The 21,871-nt window shown below is 71.2% G+C and carries 20 protein-coding genes and 1 pseudogene; 7 read left to right on the top strand and 14 right to left on the bottom strand.

Annotated features, from left to right (window positions below):
• Positions 1-50 precede the first annotated feature (50 nt).
• Positions 51-626 (top strand): methyltransferase family protein, encoded by a 576-nt coding sequence (locus tag ACFC1R_RS03485; protein WP_375931945.1) that lies wholly within the window; start codon positions 51-53, stop codon positions 624-626.
• 24 nt (positions 627-650) lie between these two features.
• On the opposite strand, the gene ACFC1R_RS03480 is transcribed toward ACFC1R_RS03485, so the two are convergent.
• The 4 genes from ACFC1R_RS03480 to ACFC1R_RS03465 all read right to left on the bottom strand — a co-directional run bounded on the left by ACFC1R_RS03480 (position 651) and on the right by ACFC1R_RS03465 (position 6,136).
• Entirely contained in the window at positions 651-1,568 is a 918-nt protein-coding gene (locus tag ACFC1R_RS03480; RefSeq protein WP_375931942.1) for a trypsin-like serine peptidase, read from the bottom strand.
• Between the two features lie 296 nt (positions 1,569-1,864).
• Positions 1,865-3,280: an MFS transporter gene (locus ACFC1R_RS03475; RefSeq protein WP_375932270.1), complete on the bottom strand. Its 1,416-nt coding sequence runs from the start codon at positions 3,278-3,280 to the stop codon at positions 1,865-1,867.
• A 378-nt stretch (positions 3,281-3,658) separates the two neighbouring features.
• The gene (locus ACFC1R_RS03470; protein ID WP_375931939.1) at positions 3,659-5,371 is read right to left on the bottom strand and encodes a DUF885 domain-containing protein; all 1,713 of its coding nucleotides are present in this window, start codon (positions 5,369-5,371) and stop codon (positions 3,659-3,661) included.
• 30 nt (positions 5,372-5,401) lie between these two features.
• A complete protein-coding gene (locus ACFC1R_RS03465; protein WP_375931937.1) occupies positions 5,402-6,136 on the bottom strand; it encodes a rhomboid-like protein in 735 nt (244 codons plus the stop codon).
• Between the two features lie 225 nt (positions 6,137-6,361).
• Here ACFC1R_RS03465 and ACFC1R_RS03460 point away from each other — a divergent pair, with 225 nt between their 5' ends.
• A complete protein-coding gene (locus tag ACFC1R_RS03460; RefSeq protein ID WP_375931934.1) occupies positions 6,362-7,165 on the top strand; it encodes a TetR/AcrR family transcriptional regulator in 804 nt (267 codons plus the stop codon).
• 91 nt (positions 7,166-7,256) lie between these two features.
• On the opposite strand, the gene ACFC1R_RS03455 is transcribed toward ACFC1R_RS03460, so the two are convergent.
• Both ACFC1R_RS03455 and ACFC1R_RS03450 read right to left on the bottom strand, forming a co-directional pair.
• Positions 7,257-8,108, bottom strand: coding sequence for a fumarylacetoacetate hydrolase family protein (locus ACFC1R_RS03455; RefSeq protein WP_375931931.1), 852 nt, complete (start codon positions 8,106-8,108; stop codon positions 7,257-7,259).
• A 287-nt stretch (positions 8,109-8,395) separates the two neighbouring features.
• Positions 8,396-9,565 (bottom strand): DUF6745 domain-containing protein, encoded by a 1,170-nt coding sequence (locus ACFC1R_RS03450; RefSeq protein ID WP_375931928.1) that lies wholly within the window; start codon positions 9,563-9,565, stop codon positions 8,396-8,398.
• Here ACFC1R_RS03450 and ACFC1R_RS03445 point away from each other — a divergent pair.
• The 3 genes from ACFC1R_RS03445 (at position 9,556) to ACFC1R_RS03435 (ending at position 11,451) form a co-directional block, all read left to right on the top strand.
• Positions 9,556-10,032: a replication initiator gene (locus tag ACFC1R_RS03445; RefSeq protein ID WP_375931925.1), complete on the top strand. Its 477-nt coding sequence runs from the start codon at positions 9,556-9,558 to the stop codon at positions 10,030-10,032. The two genes, ACFC1R_RS03450 and ACFC1R_RS03445, sit on opposite strands and share 10 nt — an antisense overlap.
• 384 nt (positions 10,033-10,416) lie before the next feature.
• Complete coding sequence (locus tag ACFC1R_RS03440; RefSeq protein ID WP_375931922.1) at positions 10,417-10,710, top strand: hypothetical protein; 294 nt, start codon at positions 10,417-10,419, stop codon at positions 10,708-10,710.
• A gap of 126 nt (positions 10,711-10,836) precedes the next feature.
• A complete protein-coding gene (locus ACFC1R_RS03435; RefSeq protein WP_375931919.1) occupies positions 10,837-11,451 on the top strand; it encodes a hypothetical protein in 615 nt (204 codons plus the stop codon).
• A 106-nt stretch (positions 11,452-11,557) separates the two neighbouring features.
• Here ACFC1R_RS03435 and ACFC1R_RS03430 read toward each other — a convergent pair whose 3' ends face one another.
• Complete coding sequence (locus ACFC1R_RS03430; protein WP_375931916.1) at positions 11,558-13,186, bottom strand: recombinase family protein; 1,629 nt, start codon at positions 13,184-13,186, stop codon at positions 11,558-11,560.
• Between the two features lie 33 nt (positions 13,187-13,219).
• Here ACFC1R_RS03430 and ACFC1R_RS03425 point away from each other — a divergent pair.
• Both ACFC1R_RS03425 and ACFC1R_RS03420 read left to right on the top strand, forming a co-directional pair.
• Positions 13,220-14,494: pseudogene (locus ACFC1R_RS03425) on the top strand (STM4012 family radical SAM protein); the annotation flags it as partial.
• A gap of 74 nt (positions 14,495-14,568) precedes the next feature.
• Positions 14,569-15,417: an STM4011 family radical SAM protein gene (locus ACFC1R_RS03420; RefSeq protein ID WP_375932267.1), complete on the top strand. Its 849-nt coding sequence runs from the start codon at positions 14,569-14,571 to the stop codon at positions 15,415-15,417.
• Positions 15,418-15,792: 375 nt separating this feature from the next.
• Here ACFC1R_RS03420 and ACFC1R_RS03415 read toward each other — a convergent pair whose 3' ends face one another.
• From ACFC1R_RS03415 to ACFC1R_RS03385, 7 genes are all read right to left on the bottom strand, one after another.
• Complete coding sequence (locus ACFC1R_RS03415; RefSeq protein ID WP_375931913.1) at positions 15,793-16,221, bottom strand: SRPBCC family protein; 429 nt, start codon at positions 16,219-16,221, stop codon at positions 15,793-15,795.
• Positions 16,222-16,378: 157 nt separating this feature from the next.
• Entirely contained in the window at positions 16,379-17,371 is a 993-nt protein-coding gene (locus ACFC1R_RS03410) for an ABC transporter substrate-binding protein (RefSeq protein ID WP_375931910.1), read from the bottom strand.
• Between the two features lie 52 nt (positions 17,372-17,423).
• Positions 17,424-18,188 (bottom strand): amino acid ABC transporter ATP-binding protein, encoded by a 765-nt coding sequence (locus tag ACFC1R_RS03405; protein ID WP_375931907.1) that lies wholly within the window; start codon positions 18,186-18,188, stop codon positions 17,424-17,426.
• Complete coding sequence (locus ACFC1R_RS03400; RefSeq protein WP_375931904.1) at positions 18,189-19,160, bottom strand: amino acid ABC transporter permease; 972 nt, start codon at positions 19,158-19,160, stop codon at positions 18,189-18,191.
• Positions 19,161-19,203: 43 nt separating this feature from the next.
• Complete coding sequence (locus tag ACFC1R_RS03395; protein WP_375931901.1) at positions 19,204-20,139, bottom strand: ABC transporter substrate-binding protein; 936 nt, start codon at positions 20,137-20,139, stop codon at positions 19,204-19,206.
• Complete coding sequence (locus tag ACFC1R_RS03390) at positions 20,136-20,639, bottom strand: GNAT family N-acetyltransferase (protein ID WP_375931898.1); 504 nt, start codon at positions 20,637-20,639, stop codon at positions 20,136-20,138. The genes ACFC1R_RS03395 and ACFC1R_RS03390 overlap by 4 nt, the downstream gene beginning before the upstream one ends.
• The gene (locus tag ACFC1R_RS03385) at positions 20,636-21,790 is read right to left on the bottom strand and encodes an LLM class flavin-dependent oxidoreductase (RefSeq protein WP_375931895.1); all 1,155 of its coding nucleotides are present in this window, start codon (positions 21,788-21,790) and stop codon (positions 20,636-20,638) included. Before ACFC1R_RS03385 ends, ACFC1R_RS03390 begins: the two co-directional genes overlap by 4 nt.
• Positions 21,791-21,871 lie beyond the last annotated feature (81 nt).

The following is a 21,871-nucleotide window of genomic DNA, read 5'->3' as shown; positions in this document are numbered from 1 at the left end:
TCGAGGTGACTCACACGGGTGAGCGTCCCGGCTTCCGAGAGGGTTCGGCCATGGTGGACTGGATACGTACGGCCTTCACCGCCACGCTGTGGGCCTGGCCGGCCGCGGAGGGGCTCCTGCAGGTCCGCCAGCTGCGGCAGAGCGGGCGGACGGAGCAGAACGAGTGGCGGAGCCTGCTGGTGTTCGTCGGACTGGCCGCCGCGGGCTTCGCGCTCGCCGGACCGGTCGGACGGGCGCTGCCCGCACTGTCCTACCCGGTGAACGGGGTCACGGCGGTGGCACTGCTGGTGGCCGCCTGGGCCGGGATCGGACTGCGGCTGTGGTCGATCCACACCCTGGGCCGGTACTTCCGGGGGACGGTGCACGTCCAGGAGGGCCACCGGGTGGTCGAGCGCGGGCCGTACCGCCGGCTGCGGCACCCGGCCTACACCGGGGCCCTGCTGGCCGCGGCGGCCCTGACCGCGACCTTCGGCAACGTGGCCTCGCTGCTGCTGGTGACGGCGCTGCTCGGGCTCGCCGTCGGGTACCGCATCCGGGTGGAGGAGAAGGTCCTCGCCGCGGCGCTGGGCGAGGCCTACACCTCGTACGCGGCCCGGACGCACCGGCTGGTCCCCGGCATCTGGTGACACCGGGGACCAGCGGTGCAGGGGTCAGGTGTTGTCGGCGACGGCCTGCCGGTAGAGGTCTCCTATGGTCTTCTCGAAGGTGGCGCTGTAGGAGATGTCGTCGGTGTCGCCGCCCTGCTGGTAGCCGCCGATGACGCCGATCACCTGGTTGGTGCCGGTGTCGATCCACGGGCCGCCGCTGGTGCCGCCGGGGAACGACGGGCAGTCGATGCGGCGCTGGTGGTCGTTCTGGCGGGTGGTGTCGTTGGTACACAGGATGGGCGCCTCGGTGTTGGCCGGGTAGCCGTAGAGACGGACCTGGGCGCCGAAGTCCACGTTGAGGGCGAGGCTGTTGGCACCGACGACGTCCTCGACGGACCGGCCGTTGTTCTGCGCGACCTGGAGGATGGCGAAGTCCTCGTCCTGGTTGCCGTTCTGGGTCCAGCCGGTGGTCTGGTAGAGCTTGGTGACCTGCCAGGTTCCGAACGGGGTCTGGCCGTTGCGGTAGCCCGGCGCGAAGTACAGGTTGTCGGTGTTGGAGGCGCAGTGGGCGGCGGTGAGCAGCAGGTTCTTGCTGCCGCTGTGCAGCACGCTGGCGGTGCAGAAGTGGTTGCCGCTGGGCCCCGAACCGCTGTAGAGCGCGCCGACCCGGGAGGACTCGTCGGTGACGGGGGCGATCGAGGTGGTCCCGGGGGCGGGGCGCAGGGACGGCAGGTCGGTGGGGACTGCGGTGGGCGAGGACGGTCCTGCGGCGGAGGACTCGTCGGGGGCGCCCTGCCCCTGGGGCGCCTTGGCCGCGGGGGCGGGGACGACGGCGGCCTGGGTGGTGGCGCCATGGCTCGGGGCGGCCACGATGTGGTGGCCGAAGGCGGTGGTCTCACTGGTGATGGTGGTGGCGCCCGCTATGGCTGCGGCCGTGCCGAGAATGAGGAGGGTGGTCAGCGCCAAGGGGCGACGGTTCATGCGCCGGCCTGTCCTTCGATGACGGCTCATCAGGTAGGTCACTCCTGCCCAGCATACGGTTTGCCACACGCCCGGATCTCCAGCGGTACGTTCCGACTATGCGGTGATCAACTGGAAATCCCGTGATCCTATGCTGGGAAAGGGGTGAGAATCACCGGTCCGGCGCCGCCCGTTCGAGGCCGTGGCGGCCCGCCGGCGGGCTCCGGGCCGCGGGGCGGCCCGACACCGGAGGCCGGCCGCACGGCAGGATCCCCCTCCGGAGGGGTTCCGCAGGGGGATCGTGGGTTGACCGGGCGTCAGGTGGCGGCCCGGGCGGTGGGCTCCGGCCCCTTCGCGCCGGCCGTCTCGCCCGCTGCGGGGCGGTGGTCGACCAGCAGGAAGGCGATCACCGCGGCGAGCAGCAGGATGCCCACGGCGACGGTGGTGGCGGCCGCGTAGCCGTGCACCGCGCCCTGGGCCCGGACCAGCGGATCGGCCGCGTCGCGGGTGCGGAGGTAGCCGGCGGTGGCCCCGGCGGCGATGGTGTTGAGCAGCGCCGTGCCGATCGAACCGCCGACCTGCTGGGCGGTGTTGAGGGTGGCGGAGGCCGCCCCGGTCTCGTTCCGGGCGACGCCGAGGGTGGCCAGGCTCATCGAGGGCATGAAGACCAGGCCCATGCCGAGACCTAGCAGGACCTCGGCGGGCAGCACCGTCTGGGCCCACGGGCTGTCCACCCGCATCCGGGTCAGCCAGGCCATCCCCGCGGCCGCCAGCAGCAGGCCGGGGACGATCAGGTTGCGGGACGGCACCCGGGTCATCAGCCGGGCCGCCACTCCGGTCGAGCTCAGCACGATGGACGCGGTCATCGGCAGGAAGGAGACCCCGGCCAGTACCGGCGAGAAGTGTCTGACCACCTGCAGGTAGTAGGTCAGGAACAGGAACAGCCCGAACATGCCGATCACGGCGAGGCCGACCGCGAGCGCGGCACCGCCCCGGTTGCGGTCGCCGACGATGTGCACGGGCAGCAGGGCGTGCTCGGTGCGCTGCTCGACCAGGACGAACACCGCGAGCAGGGCGGCACCGGCCAGCAGGCAGGCGAGCACCAGCCCGTCGCTCCAGCCGCGCGAGGACGCCTGGGAGGTGCCGAACACGACCGCCAGCAGGCCGCCGCAGCCGAGGGCCGCGCCGCGCAGGTCCAGCCGCACCCGGTGGCCCCTCGCGATCTGGTCGTGGTCGAGCAGGCGGAGGGCGCCGAGGGCGGCCCCGACGGCGATCGGCACGTTGACGTAGAGGCACCAGCGCCAGTTCAGGTACTCGGTGAGCAGGCCGCCGGCGATCAGTCCGATCGCGGCGCCGCCGCCCGCGACGGCCCCGAACACGCCGAAGGCGGTACTGCGTTCCCGGGGATCGGTGAAGGTAGTGGAGAGCAGCGACAGGGCCGAGGGCGCCAGGACCGCGCCGAAGGAGCCCTGCAGGGCACGGGCTGTGAAGAGCATGCCCGGGCCGGCGGCGGCGCCGCCGATCGCGGAGGCGAGCGCGAAGCCGAGCAGACCGACGGTGAAGGTGCGTCTGCGGCCGAAGAGGTCGCCGATCCGGCCGCCGAGCAGCAGCAGCCCGCCGAAGGCGAGGGTGTAGGCGGTGATCACCCACTGCCGGTCGCCGTCCGAGATGCCCAGGTCCCGCTGGGCGGACGGGAGGGCGATGTTCACGATGGTCGCGTCGAGCACGATCATCAGCTGGGCGACGGCGATCACCGCCAGGGTCCACCAGCGGCGGCGGGCCACCGGCTCCCGGCTGCGGGGGCGGTCGTCGGGAGCGTGCGGGGAGGCGTGCGGGGAGGCGTGCGGGGATGACACGGTCGGCCGCCTTCCGTCGAGGAGCTGGACGTGGCGTGCGCAGCGCTCTCTCAGCAGCGCTCTCTCAAGGGAAAGCCCGCCGACCGGCCGCGGGCAATAAGTCGGACGGGAATTTGTCCGAATTTGGGACTGCCCTCCCGGCCTCCGGTGCTACCCGGCGTCCGGGGCTGCCGGGCTGCGGGGGGGGTGCGGACCGGCCCCGCGCCGTCGCGGGGCCGGTCGGACGGCACCCCGGGTGGGCCCGGGAACCGCGGCTCAGAGCGCGCCGAGCTCCGCGACCAGGTCGTCCAGGCCCAGCGAGCCCTGGGAGAGGGCCGCCATGTGCCACGCCTTGAGGTCGAACTCGGCGCCGCGCGCCTCGGCCCGGGCCCTGGCCTCGGCGCGGCCCTGCAGCCAGGCGCGCTCGCCGAGCTTGTAGCCGATCGCCTGGCCCGGCATGCCGAGGTAGCGGACCAGTTCGCTGTCCAGGAAGTCGGTCGACAGGCCGCAGTACCGGCCGAAGAACTCCCGCGCGTCGTCCGGCAGCATCCGCTCGCCCGGCTTGAACGGCGAGTCGGCCGGGAAGTCCAAGCCCGCGTGCATGCCGATGTCCACGATCACCCGCAGCGCGCGCATCATCTGCGCGTTCAGGTAGCCGAGGCGGTGGCCGGGGTCGGTGAGGTAGCCGAGCTCGTCCATCAGACGCTCGGCGTACAGGGCCCAGCCCTCCAGGTTGGCGCTGACGCCGCCGAGCGTGACCTGGTAGGTGGAGAGCCGGTCGGCGACGTACGTCCACTGCGCGAGCTGGAGGTGGTGGCCGGGGACGCCCTCGTGGTACCAGGTGGACACGAGGTCCCAGACCGGGAAGGTCTCCCGGCCGAGGGTGGGCAGCCAGGTCCGGCCCGGACGGGAGAAGTCCAGCGAGGGCGCGGTGTAGTACGGCGCGGCGGCGCTGCCGGGCGGGGCCAGCCGCGACTCCACCTTGAGCAGCGGCTCGGCCAGGTCGAAGTGCTTGCCCTGCAGGTCGTCGATCGCCTGGTCCATCAGGCCCTGGAGGTAGCTGCGGGCCTCCTCCGCGCCCTTGATCGACGGGCCGTCGCTCTCCAGCCACTTCATGGCCTGCATCGGGGTGGCGCCGGGGCGCACCTTCTCCGCCTCGGCCCGCATCTGCGCGTCCAGGTCGTGGAACTGGCCCCAGGCCCAGCTGTACGCCTCGTCCAGGTCCAGCTCGGCACCCGTCCAGTAGCGGACCCAGCGGGTGTAGCGCTCCCGGCCGACGGCGTCCGGGGTCTCGGCGGCGGCCGGACCGTAGACGTCGCGCAGCCAGTCGCGGAGCTCGGCGATGGCGGCCGTCGCCGCGACGGCGGTGGCGCCCAGGGCCTCGCGCTGCGCCTCGGGGGCGTCCTGCACGAAGGTGCCGAACCAGCCGCCGGGGACCTCTCCCTCCAGCCACTCGGCGATCTGGCCGACCACGGTGGTGACCTGGCGCGGGCCCGCCAGCAGGCCGCGCTCGACACCCTCCGCGAGCAGTTCGCGGTACTGCCGGAGCGCGGCCGGGACCCGGGCCAGGCGGCGGCCGACGATCGCCCACTGCTCGTCGGTGTCGGTGCTCATCAGGGTGAAGACCTCGCGCACGTTGTGCAGCGGCGAGCCGAGGTTGCGGACCGCGCGGAAGTTCTCCCCCGCGTCGTGGACGGCCAGTTCGGCCGTGAGCCGCTCGCGCAGCAGCCGGGCGCAGCGGCGCTCGGCCTCGTCCTGGTCGGGGTCGGCCGCCTCGGCGGCGTCCAGCTGTGCGAGGGTGCGGCGGGCGAGGTCGGCCAGCTCCTCGTGGCCGGCCGGGGAGAGGTCGGGGAGCCGGTCGTCCTCGGGGTTGATGCCGAGGTACACCGCGGTCAGCGGGTCGAGCTCGGCGAGCGCGTGGACATAGGCGTCGGCGATGCGGCGGGGGGTGGTGCCGTCTGCGTGCGCGTTGGTCAGTTCTTCAGCCATTCGGCCATCCTTTCGCAGCAGAGCCGGTTTTCAAGAGCCTTTTGAACGATCGTCGGCCACCGGAGTTCGGGCCCTGCGCCGCCGGGTCCGCCAGAGGTCCGCGGGATCCCAGGTCGGCCGGCCGGCCGCGAAGCCGTGGAAGCCGAGACCGATCAGGACCGCGCAGAAGTGGCCGAGATCGGTGAAGGTGTGCGAACGGACCAGTGGTACCAGGTAGAAGAGGAGCAGCCCGCCCGCGTACGCCCAGCGCCAACGGCCCGCGAACCGGTAGGTGAGCACGCCCTCCACCCCCGCCAGTGCGTACGAGACGCCGACGTCCACGGTGTGCGCCAGCTTCGGGGGCAGCCGTCCCTGGCCCACGCCCCAGGCGATCACGCCCTCGCTGATGAAGGTGGCCAGCACGTGCGCGGTGAGCGCGACGGTCAGCCAGCGCAGCGTGCCGAGCCACCGTTCGGCGGGGACGTGGAAGACGTGGAAGATCACGAAGTAGAAGAGGAAGTCGGCCTGCGCGGTCCAGACGGCGCTGGCGATCAGGGCGTGCAGCGGGTGCGAGCGCAACTGGGCGATGTTGGTGCTGCGCTTCGCCAGGAACCAGTGCAGGTTCGCCGGGTCGATCCGGGCCACCACGAAACTGGTGACGGCGAGGAGCAGCAACCACACGTACGTCCCCGGCGCGGCCGCCACCCACCGCCTGATCCACCGCCACGCCCGGACCGCCGGGTGCTCCGTGCGCCCGCCGCCGCCCTGGACCGCCTGCTGCTGCACGGCTGTTCGGCCTTCCCTCGCGGCCCCGGGCCGGGGCTCTCGGCCCATGATGGGACGCGGGACGGCGGAGTGCCGGGGTGACCCGCCGGACCGGATCGGCCCTTCACCACCCGGAGCGGCTCCTGCCGCACCCCCGCCACCGGCGGGCGACCGGGGGCTCCGGTACGAAAGAAGGGGAGTTCCGGCCAGGAGTCGAACGGCAGGACGGCCATTACGCTGACGCGCATGGCTACCAGCTCAGCGATCACCCCCGGGGCCGGTGACGGGGCTCCGCGCTCCGCGCACCCGGCGAGCGGCACAGCGACTCCCCCCACGGGTGAGCCCCGGGCGAGGCGCTCCGGGTACCGGCGGCTGACGGTGCAGCAGCGGCGGGAGCAACTGATCTCCGTGGCGCTGGAGTTGTTCAGCACCCGGGCACCCGAGGAGGTGAGCCTGGACGACGTGGCCGAGGCCGCCGGGGCGTCCCGGCCCCTGGTCTACCGGTACTTCGCGGGCGGCAAGCAGCAGTTGTACGAGGCCGCGCTGCGCAGTGCGGCCGAGGAGCTGACCGGCCGGCTCTCGGTACCGGTGGCCGGCACGCCCACCGAACAGCTGGCCGCCGTGCTGAACCGGTACTTCGGCTTCGTCGCCGAGCACCACGCCGGCTACGCCGCGTTGCTGCGCGGCGGCTCGGTGGCGGAGACGGCGCGGACCTCGGCGATCGTGGACGAGGTCCGGCGGGCGGCGCTCCGGCGGACCCTGCGCTACCTCGGCCTGCGGGAGGCCGGGCCGAGGCTGACGCTGCTGGTGCGCGTCTGGATCTCGGTGGTGGAGGCGTCCGCGCTGAGCTGGCTCGACGAGGGGCGGCAGATCCCGCAGGACTCGCTCTGCGCCTGGCTGGTGGACGAGTTCGTGGCGATGAGCGCGGCGACGGCCCGGCACGACCGGCAGACCGCCCAGGTACTGGCGGGGCTGCTGGCGCTGGAGGCGGCGGACGGCCCTGCGGCGGTGCTGGTGGCGCAGTTGCGCGGGCTGAGAGTGGGCCGGTAGCGGCCCGGATGCTGGCGGGGCTCCCGACCCCCGTGCCAAGGGTCGGGCGTGCCGCCAGAGTTGCGCGCCGGGTCGCGGGCGCGCCGGGCGACTACGCCTTGCCGAGTACCTGGCGCTGTCGGCCCAGGCCCTCGACCTCGCACTCGACCACGTCGGCCGGACGCAGGAAGGGCGTGCCCGGGTGGCCGAGGGTGACGCCGGCAGGAGTGCCGGTGATGATCACGTCACCGGGCTCCAGCACCATGAACTGGCTGACGTAGCGCACGACCTCCGGCACCGGGAAGATCATCTCCGCGGTGCTGCCGTCCTGCCGCAGCTGCCCGTTGACCCAGAGTCTGAGGCCGAGCTTCTGCGGGTCGGCGACCTCGTCCGCGGTGACCAGCCACGGCCCGAGCGGGGTGAAGGTCTCGGCCGACTTGCCCTTGTCCCACTGGCCGCCGCGCTCGTTCTGGAACGAGCGCTCGGTGACGTCGTTGACCGTCGCGTACCCCGCGATCACGGCCGCCGCCTCCGACCGGCTCTCCAGGTAGCGGGCGGTACGGCCGATCACGATCGCGAGCTCGACCTCGTAGTCGGTCTTCTCGCTGCCGCGCGGCACCAGGACCTCGTCGTCGGGGCCGACGACGGTGTAGCTCGGCTTGAGGAACACCACCGGCTCGGCCGGTTCCCGCGCGCCCGCCTCGGCGGCGTGGCAGGAGTAGTTCAGACCGATCCCGACCACCTTGCCGGGCCGGACGACCGGGGCGCCGACCCGCAGGCCGTCGATCCGCGCCACCGGCAGCTCACCGGCCGAGACGGCCCGGTCCAGCTCGGCCGGGTCCAACGCGGCGAGGAACGCCCCGTCGATGTCGGCGGTCCGTCCCGAGAGGTCGTACGCGGCGCCGTCCCGGCCCAGTACCACCGGGCGCTCGGCGCCCGGGGGGCCCACACGGAGGAGCTTCACTGCCCATCACCACCTGGTTCGTCGCATGCCAGCGGGGAGGCCCGCAGACCTCTCCCGTCGTATGCATCCGAGGTATATCAACGGCCCTCGGCTGCGAACCAGGGGTGGCAGGTCGGCGAATTCCTATCAATCCGCCCAAGCCGCCGCCCCGACGAATCAGGTGCCCGTACGCTTGACAGGGCGGCCGGGCCGTGCCCGGCCGGTGGCCGGCAGGCTTCGGCGGCGCGGGCGAGCAGCCGTCCGGCCGGGTGGCCGGCACCGGGTGCCGGGGGCCGGGTGACCCCGGCTCAGGTCTCCCGCTGCGGGTGGTAGTCGGCCTCGTTGACGCCGAAGGTCCAGGCGACACCGGCGCGGGCCGTCCGGGTGCCCGGCGGGACGCGCAGCCAGTACGTGCGGAAGGTGCCGTCCGGCTCGGCGGTGGAGTTCACCACCTCGACCATGACCACCGGCTCGTCGTCCGGCATCGGGATCCGCCACAGGACACCCGTCTCGTCCCGGTGCACCGGCTCGGCGCCGGAGTCGGCCAGGTACCGGTCGTAGCCGTAGTGCTCCAGCAGCACGCGGCGCAGCTCCGCGTTCTCCTCGTCGCGGATCCGGGCCGGGGTGAGGCCGGCCAGCCCGGCCAGGAAGTCCGACGGCACCGGCATGCCCCGCCAGGCGTGCAGCTCGAAGCCGTCCGGGTAGGCCAGCGCGGGGCCGTCGGCCCGGTCGAGCCGGCCCGCCTCGTCGCGGTGCAGCTCCACCGGCCGCTCGGTCAGCAGGACCACCCGCTCGTACGGCCACCACCAGCCGGCGTTCCGGGCCACCTCGGCGAGCGCGCCGAGACCCGGAAGCCCGGCGGGGACGGCGGGGACGGCGAGAGCGCCCGCCGTCTCGAAGGCGGCCAGCCAGGGGGCGTCGTGCTGCCCGAGGACGGCGTCCAGGAGGGCGTGGCGGACGGCGGAGACCGCGGCCCCCGTCCGCTCGCGCAGTTCGTCGTCGGCGTCCTCGGACAGCTCGGCGGCGCCCGTCAGCCGGTCCGTCACCGCGCTGCGGATCCGGCCGGTCAGCAGCTGGGCCTGCGGGGCGAGTTCAGCCCCGGTCAGCGCCCACAGCTCAGACCAGCCCCGAGCGCCGAGCCGCTCGAACACCGCCCGGCGCGCCCCCTCCCAGGCCCGGGTGCGGACGGCCTCCCGGACGCTCGCCCCCGCCCGGCCCGGCCCCGCGTCGCACGCCGCCAGCCGCACCGCCGCGGCCTCCAGCAGGCCACCCGCCGCCTGCCCGTCGGCCACCGCCCGGACCGCGTCCGCGCCACCGCTCAGCAGCAGCGCGGCGGCCGCGGCCTGCAACGGCGAGCCGAACCAGAGCACCGCCCGCGGCTCGGCCAGCCCGGCCGCGCGGTACGCCGCCCGGACCCCGTGCTCGGCGGCGGCCCGATCGGCCGGGCCGGTGGCCACCGCCACCCGGCGTGGCGGCATACGTCGCCAAGTACACGACCAAGAGCGTCGAAGCGGCTGGCGCGGTCGACCGGCGGATTGACTCCCTGGCGGCGATCCGGGCCCTTCGCGTCACATCGCACGTGCGGGCGCTCATCTCGACCGCGTGGCGCCTGGGCGGCCTGCCCGAACTGGAACACCTACGCCTGCGGGCCTGGGCACACATGCTCGGCTACCGAGGCCACTGCCTCACCAAGACCCGCGCCTACTCCACCACCTACGGCCAACTCCGCACCGACCGCGCCGAACACGCTCGCACCGCAGCCGGCACCCGCGACCTGTTCACCGACTGGGACAACGACACCACCAAGGAGTCGGTCTGGCGGTTCGTCAGTACCGGGCACACTCCCGCCGAAGCGCTCATCGCTGCCGGAATCGCCGAGGACATCGCAGCGAACCGCGAGATCGCCGATCTTGAACTAGGCGATAGCAAGGCCCGAGGGCAATGACAGGGGGCGAAGAGGGGGCTGACTTGGAAGGCTGGGCCTGGGCATGGAAACATGCCCAAGACGCTCCGCCGTGGTCCAACCGGCAGTGGCAGCAGATGAACGCGATCCTAGGGATCAAGGTAGCTACTGTGGCGGCCTGCCGCCCCGGCGATGAATTCGGGCGGCAGGCGCCGGAGGAGTGACCTACTCAATGCGCCTGCCTATCCCCCAAGTTGCCCGTTTGGACACAGCGCGGGATCGTGAAGTCATGGGTACTACGCCGACTCTCGAGTAATTCGGACATGGAGCGATCACTCAGCCCGGGCACAGTGCGACTGGCGGTCGGCCGCTCCTAATTATCCTGGGTGAGTACAGCAATTTCCTGCTTTCAGCACCGTTCATTCGATGGAGTACTACGACCGTCTGGACTTCGGAAACCCAGCCCCTCCGTTCGCAACGGACAGCCCGGTGAATCCGGCGAGCCTGCGCGAGTACTTCCGCGAGAACAGCAACGGAAGATTCTGGTTCGATCGGATAGCGGTTGCCGGCCCGATACAGCTCGGCGAGTACGCTAAATTGGATGGCATCCGAATTCCGGAAACGCGATCGGCCGGTTGCGGAATGCGTTCGGGCGTCAGCGACGTTGGCGGATTCGGTCACATCGTGTTCGGGGTCGATGCCACCAGCAATCTCCGCTGATATCGCTACTCCGGCCAGGGTGAAGGGGATGTCACCGGCACTCGGGGCTGGCATTCGAGTTCCGGCAACATCATCGGCACTAATTGGTGATGGAGGACGGCTCCACTCTCAAACAATGGAACATCCATGGAGGCAGTCATGACTCCTCATATCCAATTCCGTACAGACTACTGGCTTACCAAAGAATCGATACAGCCCGGAGGCGGGTACTGGCTCAGCTTTCCGGTCGATGCGACCGAGGCCACGTACACTGTCACCGGAACTCCCGCCTATTGGGGCTATCCTGACCCTACGTACAGCTTTACCATGTCGGTGCGAGAGGTTCATGTCACGACGGCCAACCAGGGTGGCGACCCGGCACCTGTGGAACATTGGGTTGGGGCAAGTTTCTACAATACCGGCACTCAGCCAATAGTAAGGTGGATCACCTGCATGCATTCAGTCACCAATGCTACTTTTAATAGAAGTTCAGAGGTGAGCACTTCAATGAAACTGGCCGCGATTCACGACCGCCAAGGAAGTATCATCACTATCACTGCCGGTAGTGCCGAATCGTCGCCGCACCCGGAGATAAGGCCAGGTCAGTACTACATCGAAATCAGCTCCCAAGAAATCGCGGAAACCCTCCAAGAGGACCTGGGGGATGAGCATATTTTCAAGCGGTTGGACGAGATAATGAACAACTACCGGGTGGATGTTGGGAGTGGGAGTTTTCAGGCGAAGCTCGTTGAGAAACCCTGAAAGGACATAGGCTGCTCGCCCATGTCGCGGCAGGCCGGCGCCCGCATGGCAGGGACTGAGCGCCTCACGAGCGAGGACGCTGCTAGTTTGTGTCCTCGCTCGCTTTCTAGAGGGTTTCCCGGTAGACCGGCGTCAGTCGCTCTCTGGCCGGGCGACCCCGCCCCACAGCAGGCGCCACGAGCACGGCGATTAGAGTACGTTCGATGTATCCGCGCTTCTCGGCAAGAGACAGGTGGTCCCACTCCAGTCGGAGATTTACGGGCTGCTCGTGCAGCCTGGCAGATTTCCGACGGTAGGAAGCACGCTCCCGAAGTAGGGCGCGCTCCTTGACTTCCGATTCCGCAATGAAAGCAAAGAAGGATTCTTTGCTGACTTTACGCTCGGCGCGCTGATCCTTCCAGTCTTGGATATCCTCGCGCAGCCTCGCAAGCTCTTCCTTCCTGTCCCACTCTTCTGGGGCTTGCACGGCCTCACGCTTGCTGGCTTCAAGTTCATACTTCGCAATTACAAGCATCTTGACTGCCTCGTCTACTTCCTTGCCGGGGATTGTAATTCCGCCGCAGCCTTTCCCGCTCGACTTGCTGGGGCAGGTGTAGTAGAAGAAGTCATCAGGCTTTTTTGCCCTCTTGGGGGCCTTCATAGCCCTCAGCAGGGAACCGCAGTCGTTCTTGTCGCATCGAAGCGTTCCGGTGGATTGATGCTTGCGGGCATTGTGCCCGTTTCCCGGCTCGGGATTGTCGCCCAGAATCTCCACCAAGGCGGCCCACTCGGCCGGAGATGCCAGCGCATCCCAGTTGCCGACGATGGGGCTCCCCTCCTCATCCCTTACAACCTCAATGCGCCTGTTCTCGGCTCCGGTGAGGGCATCGAAGTTGGACACCGTGCGGTAGCTGTGCCCGCAAATTCTCGGGTGGCGAAGAACGAACCGCACGGTATATCCAGTCCACTTATTACCCTTGGGTGTAGTAAATCCTTTGCGATTCCATTCGCCCGCCAGCGTGAACGGCGAAGCGCCTTCAAAAACCCGATCGATGGCAGATCGAAGGACCTTCGATTCGGTCGGATGAAGTGTCCGCTTATCGGAATTCCATCCGGTCGGACGTGTCCCGCCGGTGGAGATTCCAGCCTCCTTCATTGCCCTATGCTTGCGCTTCACGCGGCGAGCGGTGTCGGAGCTGGACTTGTTGAACACTGTAACGAGCAGGCGGGCCACGGTCCGCCCGTTGTCGGTCAGAAGGTCCAGCGTTCCGGTGATGTCGATGATCGGCCGCCCGAAGTTCTCCACCACCTCGATCGCGTCTTCCAGATGCCGATTGTCGCGGGTGAGTCGATCAAGGTCTGGCACAATGAGGCCATCAATCCGTTGGCCATTCGGCGCGACACCCTGCTTCAAGTCCTCAAATGCGCCTTCCAGGACCGGTCGAATCACGCGATACACGATTCGGCCGTCGGCCAGCCTGACGCGCTTACGCTTCCATGCTGAGGTGTCAGGCTCCTCGTATGTGTAAACGTAGTTGCCACCCCTGGACTCCACGTATCGGCGGTTGTCCTGGTCCTGCACATCACGATTCTTGATGTCTCGACCGGTAGCCGGAGTGAAGCGGACCCCGGTGGAGCCGTCCGCTGTCGCTGTGACCTCGTCTTCGTCGGGCTCGAACGACAGCCGCGTTAGGCCTGCCCAGTTCTGGCCGCTGAGGTCGCCCCAGTGTGCTCGCTGAACCAAGTCTTCGCTCATGCCGGAAACATACATCTACCGATGCATTGATAGCCGCACAAGACGGCCTACCGCCCGCTGCTGGAGCGCCCGGCGCTGCGCGACCTGTGGGCGGGCGAGCCGCAGCACGCGCTCTCGCTCTACCTGCACATCCCGTTCTGCGAGGTGCGCTGCGGCTTCTGCAACCTGTTCACCCGGATCGGCAGCCCCGAGGGCCTGACGACGGCCTACCTGGACGCGCTGGAGCGGCAGGCCACGGCCGTGCGGAAGGCGCTGGACGGCTCGGCGCACTTCGCGCTGGCGGCCTTCGGCGGCGGCACCCCGACCTACCTGACCGCCGCCGAGCTGGCCCGCCTGTGCGACATAGCCGAGCAGCGGATGGGCGTCGACCTGCGCGCGGTCCCGCTCTCGGTGGAGGCGTCGCCCGACACCGCGACCGCGGACCGGCTGGCCGTCCTCGCCGAGCGCGGCACCACCAGGCTCAGCCTCGGCGTGCAGTCCTTCCTGGACGAGGAGGCCAGGTCGGCCGTCCGCCCGCAGAAGCGGGCCGCCGTCGAGGCCGCACTGGGCCGGATCCGGGCGGCGGGCTTCCCGGTGCTCAACATCGACCTGATCTACGGCATCGACGGGCAGACCGAGGCCAGCTGGCTGCGTTCGCTGGACGCCGCGCTCGCCTGGCGGCCCGAGGAGCTCTACCTCTACCCGCTGTACGTCCGCCCGCTCACCGGTCTGGCCCGGCGGGCCGCCGAGGAGTCCCCGGCCGGGTGGGACGCCCAGCGGCTCGCGCTCTACCGGGCGGGCCGCGACCACCTGCTGGCCTCGGGCTACCAGCAGGTCTCGATGCGGATGTTCCGCCGCCTCGGCTCGCCGGACGCGGGCGGCAGCGAGTACAGCTGCCAGACGGACGGCATGGTCGGCCTCGGCTGCGGCGCCCGCTCGTACACCTCGGGCCTGCACTACTCCTTCGACTACGCGGTCGGCACCTCCGAGGTCCGGGGCATCATCGACGACTACGTGGCCACCCGGGACTTCGCGCACGCCGAGTACGGCCGGGTGATCACCCCGGCCGAGGCCCGACGGCGGCACCTGATCCAGTCGCTGCTCCAGGCCGAGGGGCTCGGACTCGCCGACTACCGGCGGCGGTTCGGCACCGGACCGGCCACCGACTTCCCCGCCGAACTGGCGGCGCTGACCGAGCGCGGCCAACTGGCCGAGTCCGGCGGGCGCCTGCGGCTGACCCCCGAGGGGCTGGCGCACTCCGACGCGATCGGGCCCGCCCTGTTCTCCCCCGCGGTCCGGGCCGCGATGGCCGGGTACGAGGCGAAATGACCTTCCTCGGACTGCCGGGAGCAGCACCGGGGCCGGGGCACCCGCCGGGGCCCGGCACCGTGTCCACGGGCCCGCTGGACCTGACGGTCCTGTACCGGGGCCCGCTCTCCTCCTGCGACTACGACTGCCCGTACTGCCCGTTCGCCAAGCGCCGCGACAGTCCCGAGCGGCTGCGCGCGGACCGGGCCGCGCTGGAGCGCTTCGCCGCCTGGGCCGCCGGTCAGACCGGCGACACCCTGTCGCTGCTGTTCACCCCGTGGGGCGAGGGCCTGACCCGGTCCTGGTACCGGCGCACGCTCGCCGAGCTGAGCCGGCTGCCGCACGTCCGCCGGGTGGCGATCCAGACCAACCTGAGCGCCCGCACCGACTGGCTCGCCGGGGCCGACCTGTCCACCCTGGCCCTCTGGGCGACGTACCACCCCGGCCAGGTCACCCACGAGCGCTTCCTCGCCAAGTGCCGCGAGCTGGACGGTCGCGGGGTCCGCTACAGCGTCGGCGTGGTCGGCGAGCCCGGGCACCTCGCCGCCGCGCGCCGGCTGCGCGCCGAGCTGCCGCCCGAGGTCTACCTGTGGGTCAACGCCGCCGAGGGCCGCGGCTACACCGATGCCGAGGCCGCCGACTGGACGGCGCTCGACCCGCTCTTCGGCTTCAGCCGCGACCCGCACCCGAGCGGCGGCCTGCCCTGCCGCACGGGCGAGTCGGTGATCTCGGTGGACGGCGACGGCGGGGTGCAGCGCTGCCACTTCGTCCGCGCCCCGCTGGGGAACCTGTACGACGGCTCCTACCGCGCCGCCCTGGGGCCGCGCCCCTGCCCGCTGGAGGTCTGCGACTGCCACATCGGCTACGTCCACCTGGAGTCCCTGCCGCTCTACGACGTGTTCGCCGGCGGAGTCCTGGAACGCATCCCCCGCCACCTGCCGTAGCCGGCCGGTGCTGTCCCCGCCGGGGGCGGGGCCCGGTCGGCCGCGCTCGAAGCGGGCGAGGTCGCGGGCGGCCGCCGGTGCGAGGCCCGCCAGTCCAGGGCCCCGTCGGTGCCAGGGGCCCGTCGGGGCGGCTGCCCGGTTCTCCGATCAGCCGGGACCGGCCGTCCAGCACGCCCCGACCCCCATCGCGTCCCGCCCCTGCCCAGGCCCCAAGTGCCGCCGAACCGAACGGAGTTCGGACTGTCGACGGCACCCGGAACCACAGGGCCCACTCCCGTCCTCGCGACCGGACCACCGGGCCCGGCCGGGCCCGATCCAGCCCGGCCCAGCCGTGCGCGGAACGGACCTCGGAGACCGGCGGAACGGCCTCCGGGACTACTGCCGCTTCTCCAGCAGATCCTTGAACTTCTCCAGGTCGGCCCGGACCGTCTCCTCGATCGCGTGGACCTGGGCGAACCCCTTCGGGCCGCCGAAAGCCGCACGCACCGCCTCCGGGTCGTACTCCAGCCGGACCTGCAGCTGGGTGTGCTCGTCGTCCAGCGGGTTGACGGCGAAGGCGCACTTCAGCTCGGGGCTGTCCACCGTCCAGTCCATCACCTGGCCGTTACCGCGATCGGCGAGCCGGGTCTCGAACGCCTGCTCGCCGTCGCCGATCCTGATATCGAGATGGGCTCGGCTGCTGCCGTGCGCGGCGGCAGCCTTCACCCCGTCCACGAACATGGGGTACTCGTCGATGCGGTGCAGTTGCGCCCAGACCTCCTGCGCGGGGACATCGACGTTGATCTGTTCTTCGAGCCTGCTCATCGGAAGCCTCGCCTCCCGGCCCGGCCGCCCGGGCCATCGGTACTTCCAGCCTGCTCTGCCGCCCGCCACCCGGCAACCACCCGGCCCGCCGACCCGCGCAACCGCTCGGCCACCCGGCGTCCGGACCCGGTCACCCCACCCCGGCCGTCCCCTCCGCTCACTCGGCCCCGGGCAGTCCGGGCGGGTTGATCTCGGAGCTCCGGACGGCCTCGCCGTCCAGGCCCCAGCGCTTCAGCACCTGCGCGTACGTGCCGTCCTTGATCACCGCGTCGATGGCCGCGGCGAGCGCCTTGACCAGCCCGTTGCCCTTCCTGGTGGTGGCCGCGATCTTGCCGAGCACCCGGTCGCCGCCACCGGAGTAGGTGCCGATGACCTCGGTCTCACCGGTCTGCACGGCATGGAAGGCGGCGGTCGGGTTGGGGCCCAGGTAGGCGTCGATCCGACCGGAGGAGAGGGCGAGGTAGTAGTCGGAGGAGTTCTGGAAGTACTTGATCTCCACGGGTTCGAGGCCCGCCTTGACGTTGGCCTCGTTCCAGGCGATCAGCAGCTTCTCCTGGTTGGTGCCGGAGGAGACGGCGATGGTGTGTCCGGCGACGTCCTCGGGGCCGGTGATCCGCCAGCTGCCGCCCTTCTTCGCCTCGAAGCCGAGGACGTCCAGGCGGTAGGTGGCGAAGTCGTACTTCTCCTTGCGGGCCTCGGTCACGGTGATGTTGGTGACGCCGACGTCGTACTTGCCGCTGTCCAGGCCGACGAAGACGTTCTCCCAGGAGACCGGGTCGAGCTCGACCTTGAGGCCGAGCACGTCGCCGATCAGATGGGCCAGGTCGGGTTCGACCCCGATGATCGTCTTGTCGTCGGTGGCCCGGAAGTCCAGCGGCGGCACCGTGTTGACCGAGTCGACCACCCGGAGGGTGCCGCGCCTGCGGATCTCCTCCGGGACGAGGGCGGCGATCGCGTCCACCTTCGCGGCGGTGACCCGCTTCTGGTCGGCCGTCAGGTTGACCCTGGTCCCGTCCGGTGCGACACCGCCCTCGGCGGAGCCGGAGCCCAGGTCGGCGGAGGCACTGCCCGAGCCGCCGCAGGCCGTCAGCAGCAGGGTGGCCGTCAGACCGGTGGAGGCGGCGAGCAGGGCACGGCGGGGCAGCGACATGGTGTGACTCCAGGAGTGACGGGGTCGAGCGGTACGGGCCGGGCGACGGGGATCAGAGGACCTTGGAGAGGAAGGCGCGGGTGCGCTCGTGCTGCGGGTCGTCCAGAACGGCGGCCGGCGGGCCCTGTTCGACCACCACCCCGCCGTCCATGAAGACCACGGTGTCGGCCACCTCGCGGGCGAAGCCGATCTCGTGGGTGACCACGATCATCGTGGTGCCGGCCCTGGCCAGGTCCTTGATGACGTCCAGGACCTCGCCGACCAGCTCCGGGTCGAGCGCCGAGGTGGGCTCGTCGAACAGCAGCACCTTGGGTTCCAGGGCCAGCGCGCGGGCGATGGCGACCCGCTGCTGCTGACCGCCGGAGAGCTGGCGCGGATAGGCGCCGGCCTTCTCGGCCAGCCCGACCCGGGCCAGGAGTTCCAGCGCGTGCGCGCGGGCGGCCGCCCTGGGCCTGCGCAGGGCGCTGACCGGCGCCTCCACGATGTTCTCCAGCACGGTGAGGTGCGGGAAGAGGTTGAAGTTCTGGAACACGAAGCCGATGTGGGTCCGCTGGCGCAGCACCTCGCGCTCGCGCAGCTCGTACAGCCTGCCGCCGGAGCGCCGGTAGCCGATCAGCTCGCCGTCGATGGAGACGTGGCCCCGGTCGAGCTTCTCCAGGTGGTTGATGGCCCGCAGCAGGGTGGACTTGCCGGAGCCGGACGGGCCGAGCACCACCGTCACGGACCCGGTGGGCACCTGGAGGTCCACCCCGCGCAGGACCTCCAGCCGGCCGAAGTGCTTGTGGACGTTGCGGACGTCCACCATGATCGCGGGCATTCAGCGGTCTCCGATCGGTGTCGGTGCGCCTCGCCGGGCGGACTGGACCCGGCTGACGAAGGCACGGGCGCGCTGCAGGGGCGTCGGCGGCGGGGTGCGCTCGGCGCCCCGGGCGAAGTACCGCTCGACGTAGTACTGGAGCACCGTCAGCAGCGTGGTGAGCACCACGTACCAGACGGTGGCCACCATCAGCAGCGGGACGACCCGTCCGGTGCGGCCGTAGATGACCTGCACCTGGTAGAAGAGCTCCCCGATCGCCATCACGTAGACGATCGAGGTGCCCTTGAAGAGCGAGATCACCTCGTTGCCGGCGGTCGGCAGGATGGATCGCATGGCCTGCGGCAGGACGATCCGCCGGGCCTGCCGCAGCCGCGGGATGCCGAGGGCGGCGGCGGCCTCCAGCTGCCCGCCGTCCACCGCGATCACCCCGGCCCGGATGATCTCGGCGGCGTACGCGGCCTGGTGCAGCGCCAGCCCGAGCACGGCCGCGCCGAGGGCGCCGAGCAGGTCCACGGTGTCGAAGCTGAACACGGTCGGGCCGAACGGGACGCCGATGCCGAGCCGCTTGTAGAGGTAGGAGAGGTTGAACCAGAAGACCAGCTGGACGATCAGCGGGATCGAGCGGAACGCCCAGGTGTAGGTCCAGGCGATGGTCTGCAGGATCGCGCTGCGGGAGAGCCGCAGCGCGGCCACCACGGCGCCCAGGACGAAGCCCAGGACCGTTCCGTAGCAGGTGAGCTGGACGGTGACCCAGACCGCCCTGAGGATGGTGCCGGCGGTCAGGAAGGCGTCGAAGGTCTGCCAGTCCCAGCCCGGATTGGTGGCCAGGCCGTGCAGGAACTGGGCGACCACGACCAGCGCCACCGCCCCGGCCAGCCAGCGCCAGGGGTGCCGGGCGGGCACGACGGGCAGTTCGGCGAGGCCGTCGGTCGGCCTGGCCGACGGCGGCGTCTCGGTGGCGACGGTGGTCACGGGGGTGCTCCTTCGGCGGTCACGGGCGCTCGGGTTCGGCGGGTCACGGGTGCTCGGGCGGATTGATCTTCGACTCGGTGACGGCGGAGTCGGCGGTGCCCCACTTCTGCAGGATCCGGGCGTACGTCCCGTCCTTGATCAGCTCGTTGACCGCGGCCTGGAACGCCGGGGTGAGCGGGGAGCCCTTCTTGAAGGCGAAGCCGACGTCCAGCCGGTGGAACTCGCTCAGGAAGCGGGTCCCCGAGGCCGGCTGGGACGCCTGGTAGCGCAGGCCGTTGATGGTGGACATCACCGTGTCGACCTTGCCCTGCTGGAGACTGGTGAGCACCGCGCCGGTGTCGGAGTACGCCTTGACCTCGTACGGCTTCTTCCCGGCGTCGGTGCAGACGCTCTTCTTCGCGTTGAGCGTGGTCTCGAAGGTGGTGCCCACCCCGGTGCCGATGGTCAGACCGCAGAGCTGGAAGAGGTCGGTGACGGGCGGCAGCGAGGTGTCGTCCTTCCTGACCGCGAAGCCCTGCCCGTCGTCGATGTAGGTGACGAAGTCGATGGTCCTCAGCCGTGCCGCGGTGACGCCGAAGTTGCCGGTGCCCACGTCGTACTTGCCGCTGCCGAGGGCGGGCAGGATGGTCTCGAACGCGGCGGTCTCGTGCTGGACGGTGATGCCGAGCACCCTGGCCACCGCGTCGGCGAAGTCCACGTCCAGGCCGGCGGCCTTCCTGGTGGCCGGGTCCGGGTAGAAGGCGGTGGGCGGGCTGCCGACCGAGCCGCCCAGCTTCAGGGTGCCCGCCCGGCGGACGTCCTCGGGCAGCAGGGCGGCGACGGCGTCCACCTTCCGCACCCCCGAGACCACGTCCTGCCCCGCCGCCGCGACGGCGGAACTCCCGGCCCCGGCAGCCGGCCCGGTGGTGCCCGGAGTGGAACTGCAGGCGGTCAGGACCAGGGCGGGCAGCAGGACGGCGGCCGGGAACAGGCGTCTCACGGGGTCTGGGCCTCTCGGGTGTCGGTCGTTGCTTGGTGCAGGTGTTTCTCGAACGGCAGCGGTCCCACCGGGTCCGCCGCCACGTCGAACAGCGGGGTGTAGCCGGCGGCCAGGTAGAGGCTCCTGGCCTCGGGCTGGAGCGGCCCGGTGGTGAGGTGGATCCGCCGGTAGCCGGCCTGCGCGGCGGCCGACTCCAGCTCCGCCAGGACCCGGCGGGCCAGGCCCCGGCGGCGGTGCCCGGAGTGGGTCCACATCCGCTTCAGCTCGGCGGTCCGCGCGTCGTGGCGCCTGTACGCGCCACCGGCCACCGGCTGCCCGTCCGCCAGCAGGAGCAGCAGCAGGCCGTCCGGCGGCGCGAACGCGGCGGCCGGGTAGCGGGCCATCTCCTCGTGCGCGGACGGCCCGTAGCGGCTGACGTACTCCTCGGTGAGCTCGCGCACCAGAGGTTCGGTGAGCGGGTCGTCCAGGCCGACCCGGCGGACCTCGGTGAGCAGCGTCATGCCTGTGCCGCGATCAGCTGCCGCCGGTCGTCCTCGCGCGCGGCGGCCTGCGCGGCGGTGCGCTCGGCGTCGCGCCTGGCGACCTCCTCGCGGACGATCGGGATCACGTGGCGGCCGAAGTCGATCGCGTCGTCGAGCAGGTCGTAGCCGCGGGCGGAGAGGATGTCCACGCCGAGGTCGTAGTAGTCGAGCAGGGCCTGCGCGACGGTCTCGGGCGTACCCACCAGCGCGTTGGAGTTGCCGCCCCCGCCGGTCGCGGCGGCGGTCGGGGTCCACAGCGCGCGGTCGTAGCGCTCCCCGGCCTCGGCGATCTCGATCAGCCGCTGCGAACCGGTGTTCTCCGGCGTCCGGTCGCCGAGCCGGCGGTGCCGGACCAGGCCCTCGGACTTCCGGGCCCTGATCGCGTCCACCGTCCGGTACGCCTTCTCCCAGGCGAGTTCCTCGGTCGGCGCGATGATCGGCCGGAAGGCCACCTGGATCCTCGGTGCCTCGGTGCGCCCGGCCGCCAGCGCGGCCTCCTTGACCCTGCCGATCTGCTCGGCGGTCTGCGCCAGCGGCTCGCCCCACAGGCAGTAGACGTCCGCCTCGGCGCCACCGGCCGCGTACGCCGCCGGCGAGGAACCGCCGAAGGAGACCCCGGGCCTCGGCTGCTGGACCGGGAAGACGTCGGCGACGAAGTCGTTGAAGCGGTAGTACTCGCCCTCGTGGTCGAACGGCTCGTGGGTGGTCCAGATCTTCTTGACGATCCCGATGTACTCGCGGGTGCGGTCGTAGCGCTGGTCCTTGGTGAGGAAGTCGCCCTCGCGCTGCTGGTCGTGGTCGTTGCCGCCGGTGATGAAGTGCACGGTGAGGCGGCCGTCGCTGATCTGGTCCAGGGTGGCGAAGGTCTTGGCCGCGAAGGTCGGGTACGAGACGTTCGGCCGGTGCGCAAGCAGGATCTGCAGCCGGTCCAGCTTCGACGCGAGGTACGCGGCGGCGGCCGCCGGCTCGGGCGAGCCCGAACCGTACGCGAACAGGACCCGGTCCCAGCCGTACTCCTCGTGGGCGCGGGCCAGGCGCAGGGTGTAGTCGCGGTCGAAGGCGGCGGTGGTACGGGGGTTGGTCTCCGAGCCGTCGCCGGTGGCGGCGATGCCGAGGAACTCGACGGGCATGGGGAAGGACCTTTCGGTGGTGCCGCCCGAAGGCGGGGCACGTGGGCATGGCGCCCGGGCGGGGCACGTGGGCATGGCGCC

The organism is Kitasatospora sp. NPDC056138, assembly GCF_042264695.1.
Lineage (GTDB): Bacteria > Actinomycetota > Actinomycetes > Streptomycetales > Streptomycetaceae > Kitasatospora.
The sequence above is the reverse complement of the archived record's forward strand: the minus strand, read 5'-3'. Positions and strand labels throughout refer to the sequence as shown.

What these genes read in the sequence shown, in the direction of transcription:
- ACFC1R_RS03485 (WP_375931945.1), top strand. Translation starts at nt 51, where the DNA reads ATGGTGGACTGGATACGTACGGCCTTCACCGCCACGCTGTGGGCCTGG.
- ACFC1R_RS03480 (WP_375931942.1), bottom strand. Translation starts at nt 1,568, where the DNA reads ATGAACCGTCGCCCCTTGGCGCTGACCACCCTCCTCATTCTCGGCACG.
- ACFC1R_RS03475 (WP_375932270.1), bottom strand. Translation starts at nt 3,280, where the DNA reads ATGATCGTGCTCGACGCGACCATCGTGAACATCGCCCTCCCGTCCGCC.
- ACFC1R_RS03470 (WP_375931939.1), bottom strand. Translation starts at nt 5,371, where the DNA reads ATGGCTGAAGAACTGACCAACGCGCACGCAGACGGCACCACCCCCCGC.
- ACFC1R_RS03460 (WP_375931934.1), top strand. Translation starts at nt 6,362, where the DNA reads ATGGCTACCAGCTCAGCGATCACCCCCGGGGCCGGTGACGGGGCTCCG.
- ACFC1R_RS03450 (WP_375931928.1), bottom strand. Translation starts at nt 9,565, where the DNA reads ATGCCGCCACGCCGGGTGGCGGTGGCCACCGGCCCGGCCGATCGGGCC.
- ACFC1R_RS03440 (WP_375931922.1), top strand. Translation starts at nt 10,417, where the DNA reads ATGGAGTACTACGACCGTCTGGACTTCGGAAACCCAGCCCCTCCGTTC.
- ACFC1R_RS03435 (WP_375931919.1), top strand. Translation starts at nt 10,837, where the DNA reads ATGGAGGCAGTCATGACTCCTCATATCCAATTCCGTACAGACTACTGG.
- ACFC1R_RS03430 (WP_375931916.1), bottom strand. Translation starts at nt 13,186, where the DNA reads ATGAGCGAAGACTTGGTTCAGCGAGCACACTGGGGCGACCTCAGCGGC.
- ACFC1R_RS03415 (WP_375931913.1), bottom strand. Translation starts at nt 16,221, where the DNA reads ATGAGCAGGCTCGAAGAACAGATCAACGTCGATGTCCCCGCGCAGGAG.
- ACFC1R_RS03410 (WP_375931910.1), bottom strand. Translation starts at nt 17,371, where the DNA reads ATGTCGCTGCCCCGCCGTGCCCTGCTCGCCGCCTCCACCGGTCTGACG.
- ACFC1R_RS03405 (WP_375931907.1), bottom strand. Translation starts at nt 18,188, where the DNA reads ATGCCCGCGATCATGGTGGACGTCCGCAACGTCCACAAGCACTTCGGC.
- ACFC1R_RS03390 (WP_375931898.1), bottom strand. Translation starts at nt 20,639, where the DNA reads ATGACGCTGCTCACCGAGGTCCGCCGGGTCGGCCTGGACGACCCGCTC.
- ACFC1R_RS03385 (WP_375931895.1), bottom strand. Translation starts at nt 21,790, where the DNA reads ATGCCCGTCGAGTTCCTCGGCATCGCCGCCACCGGCGACGGCTCGGAG.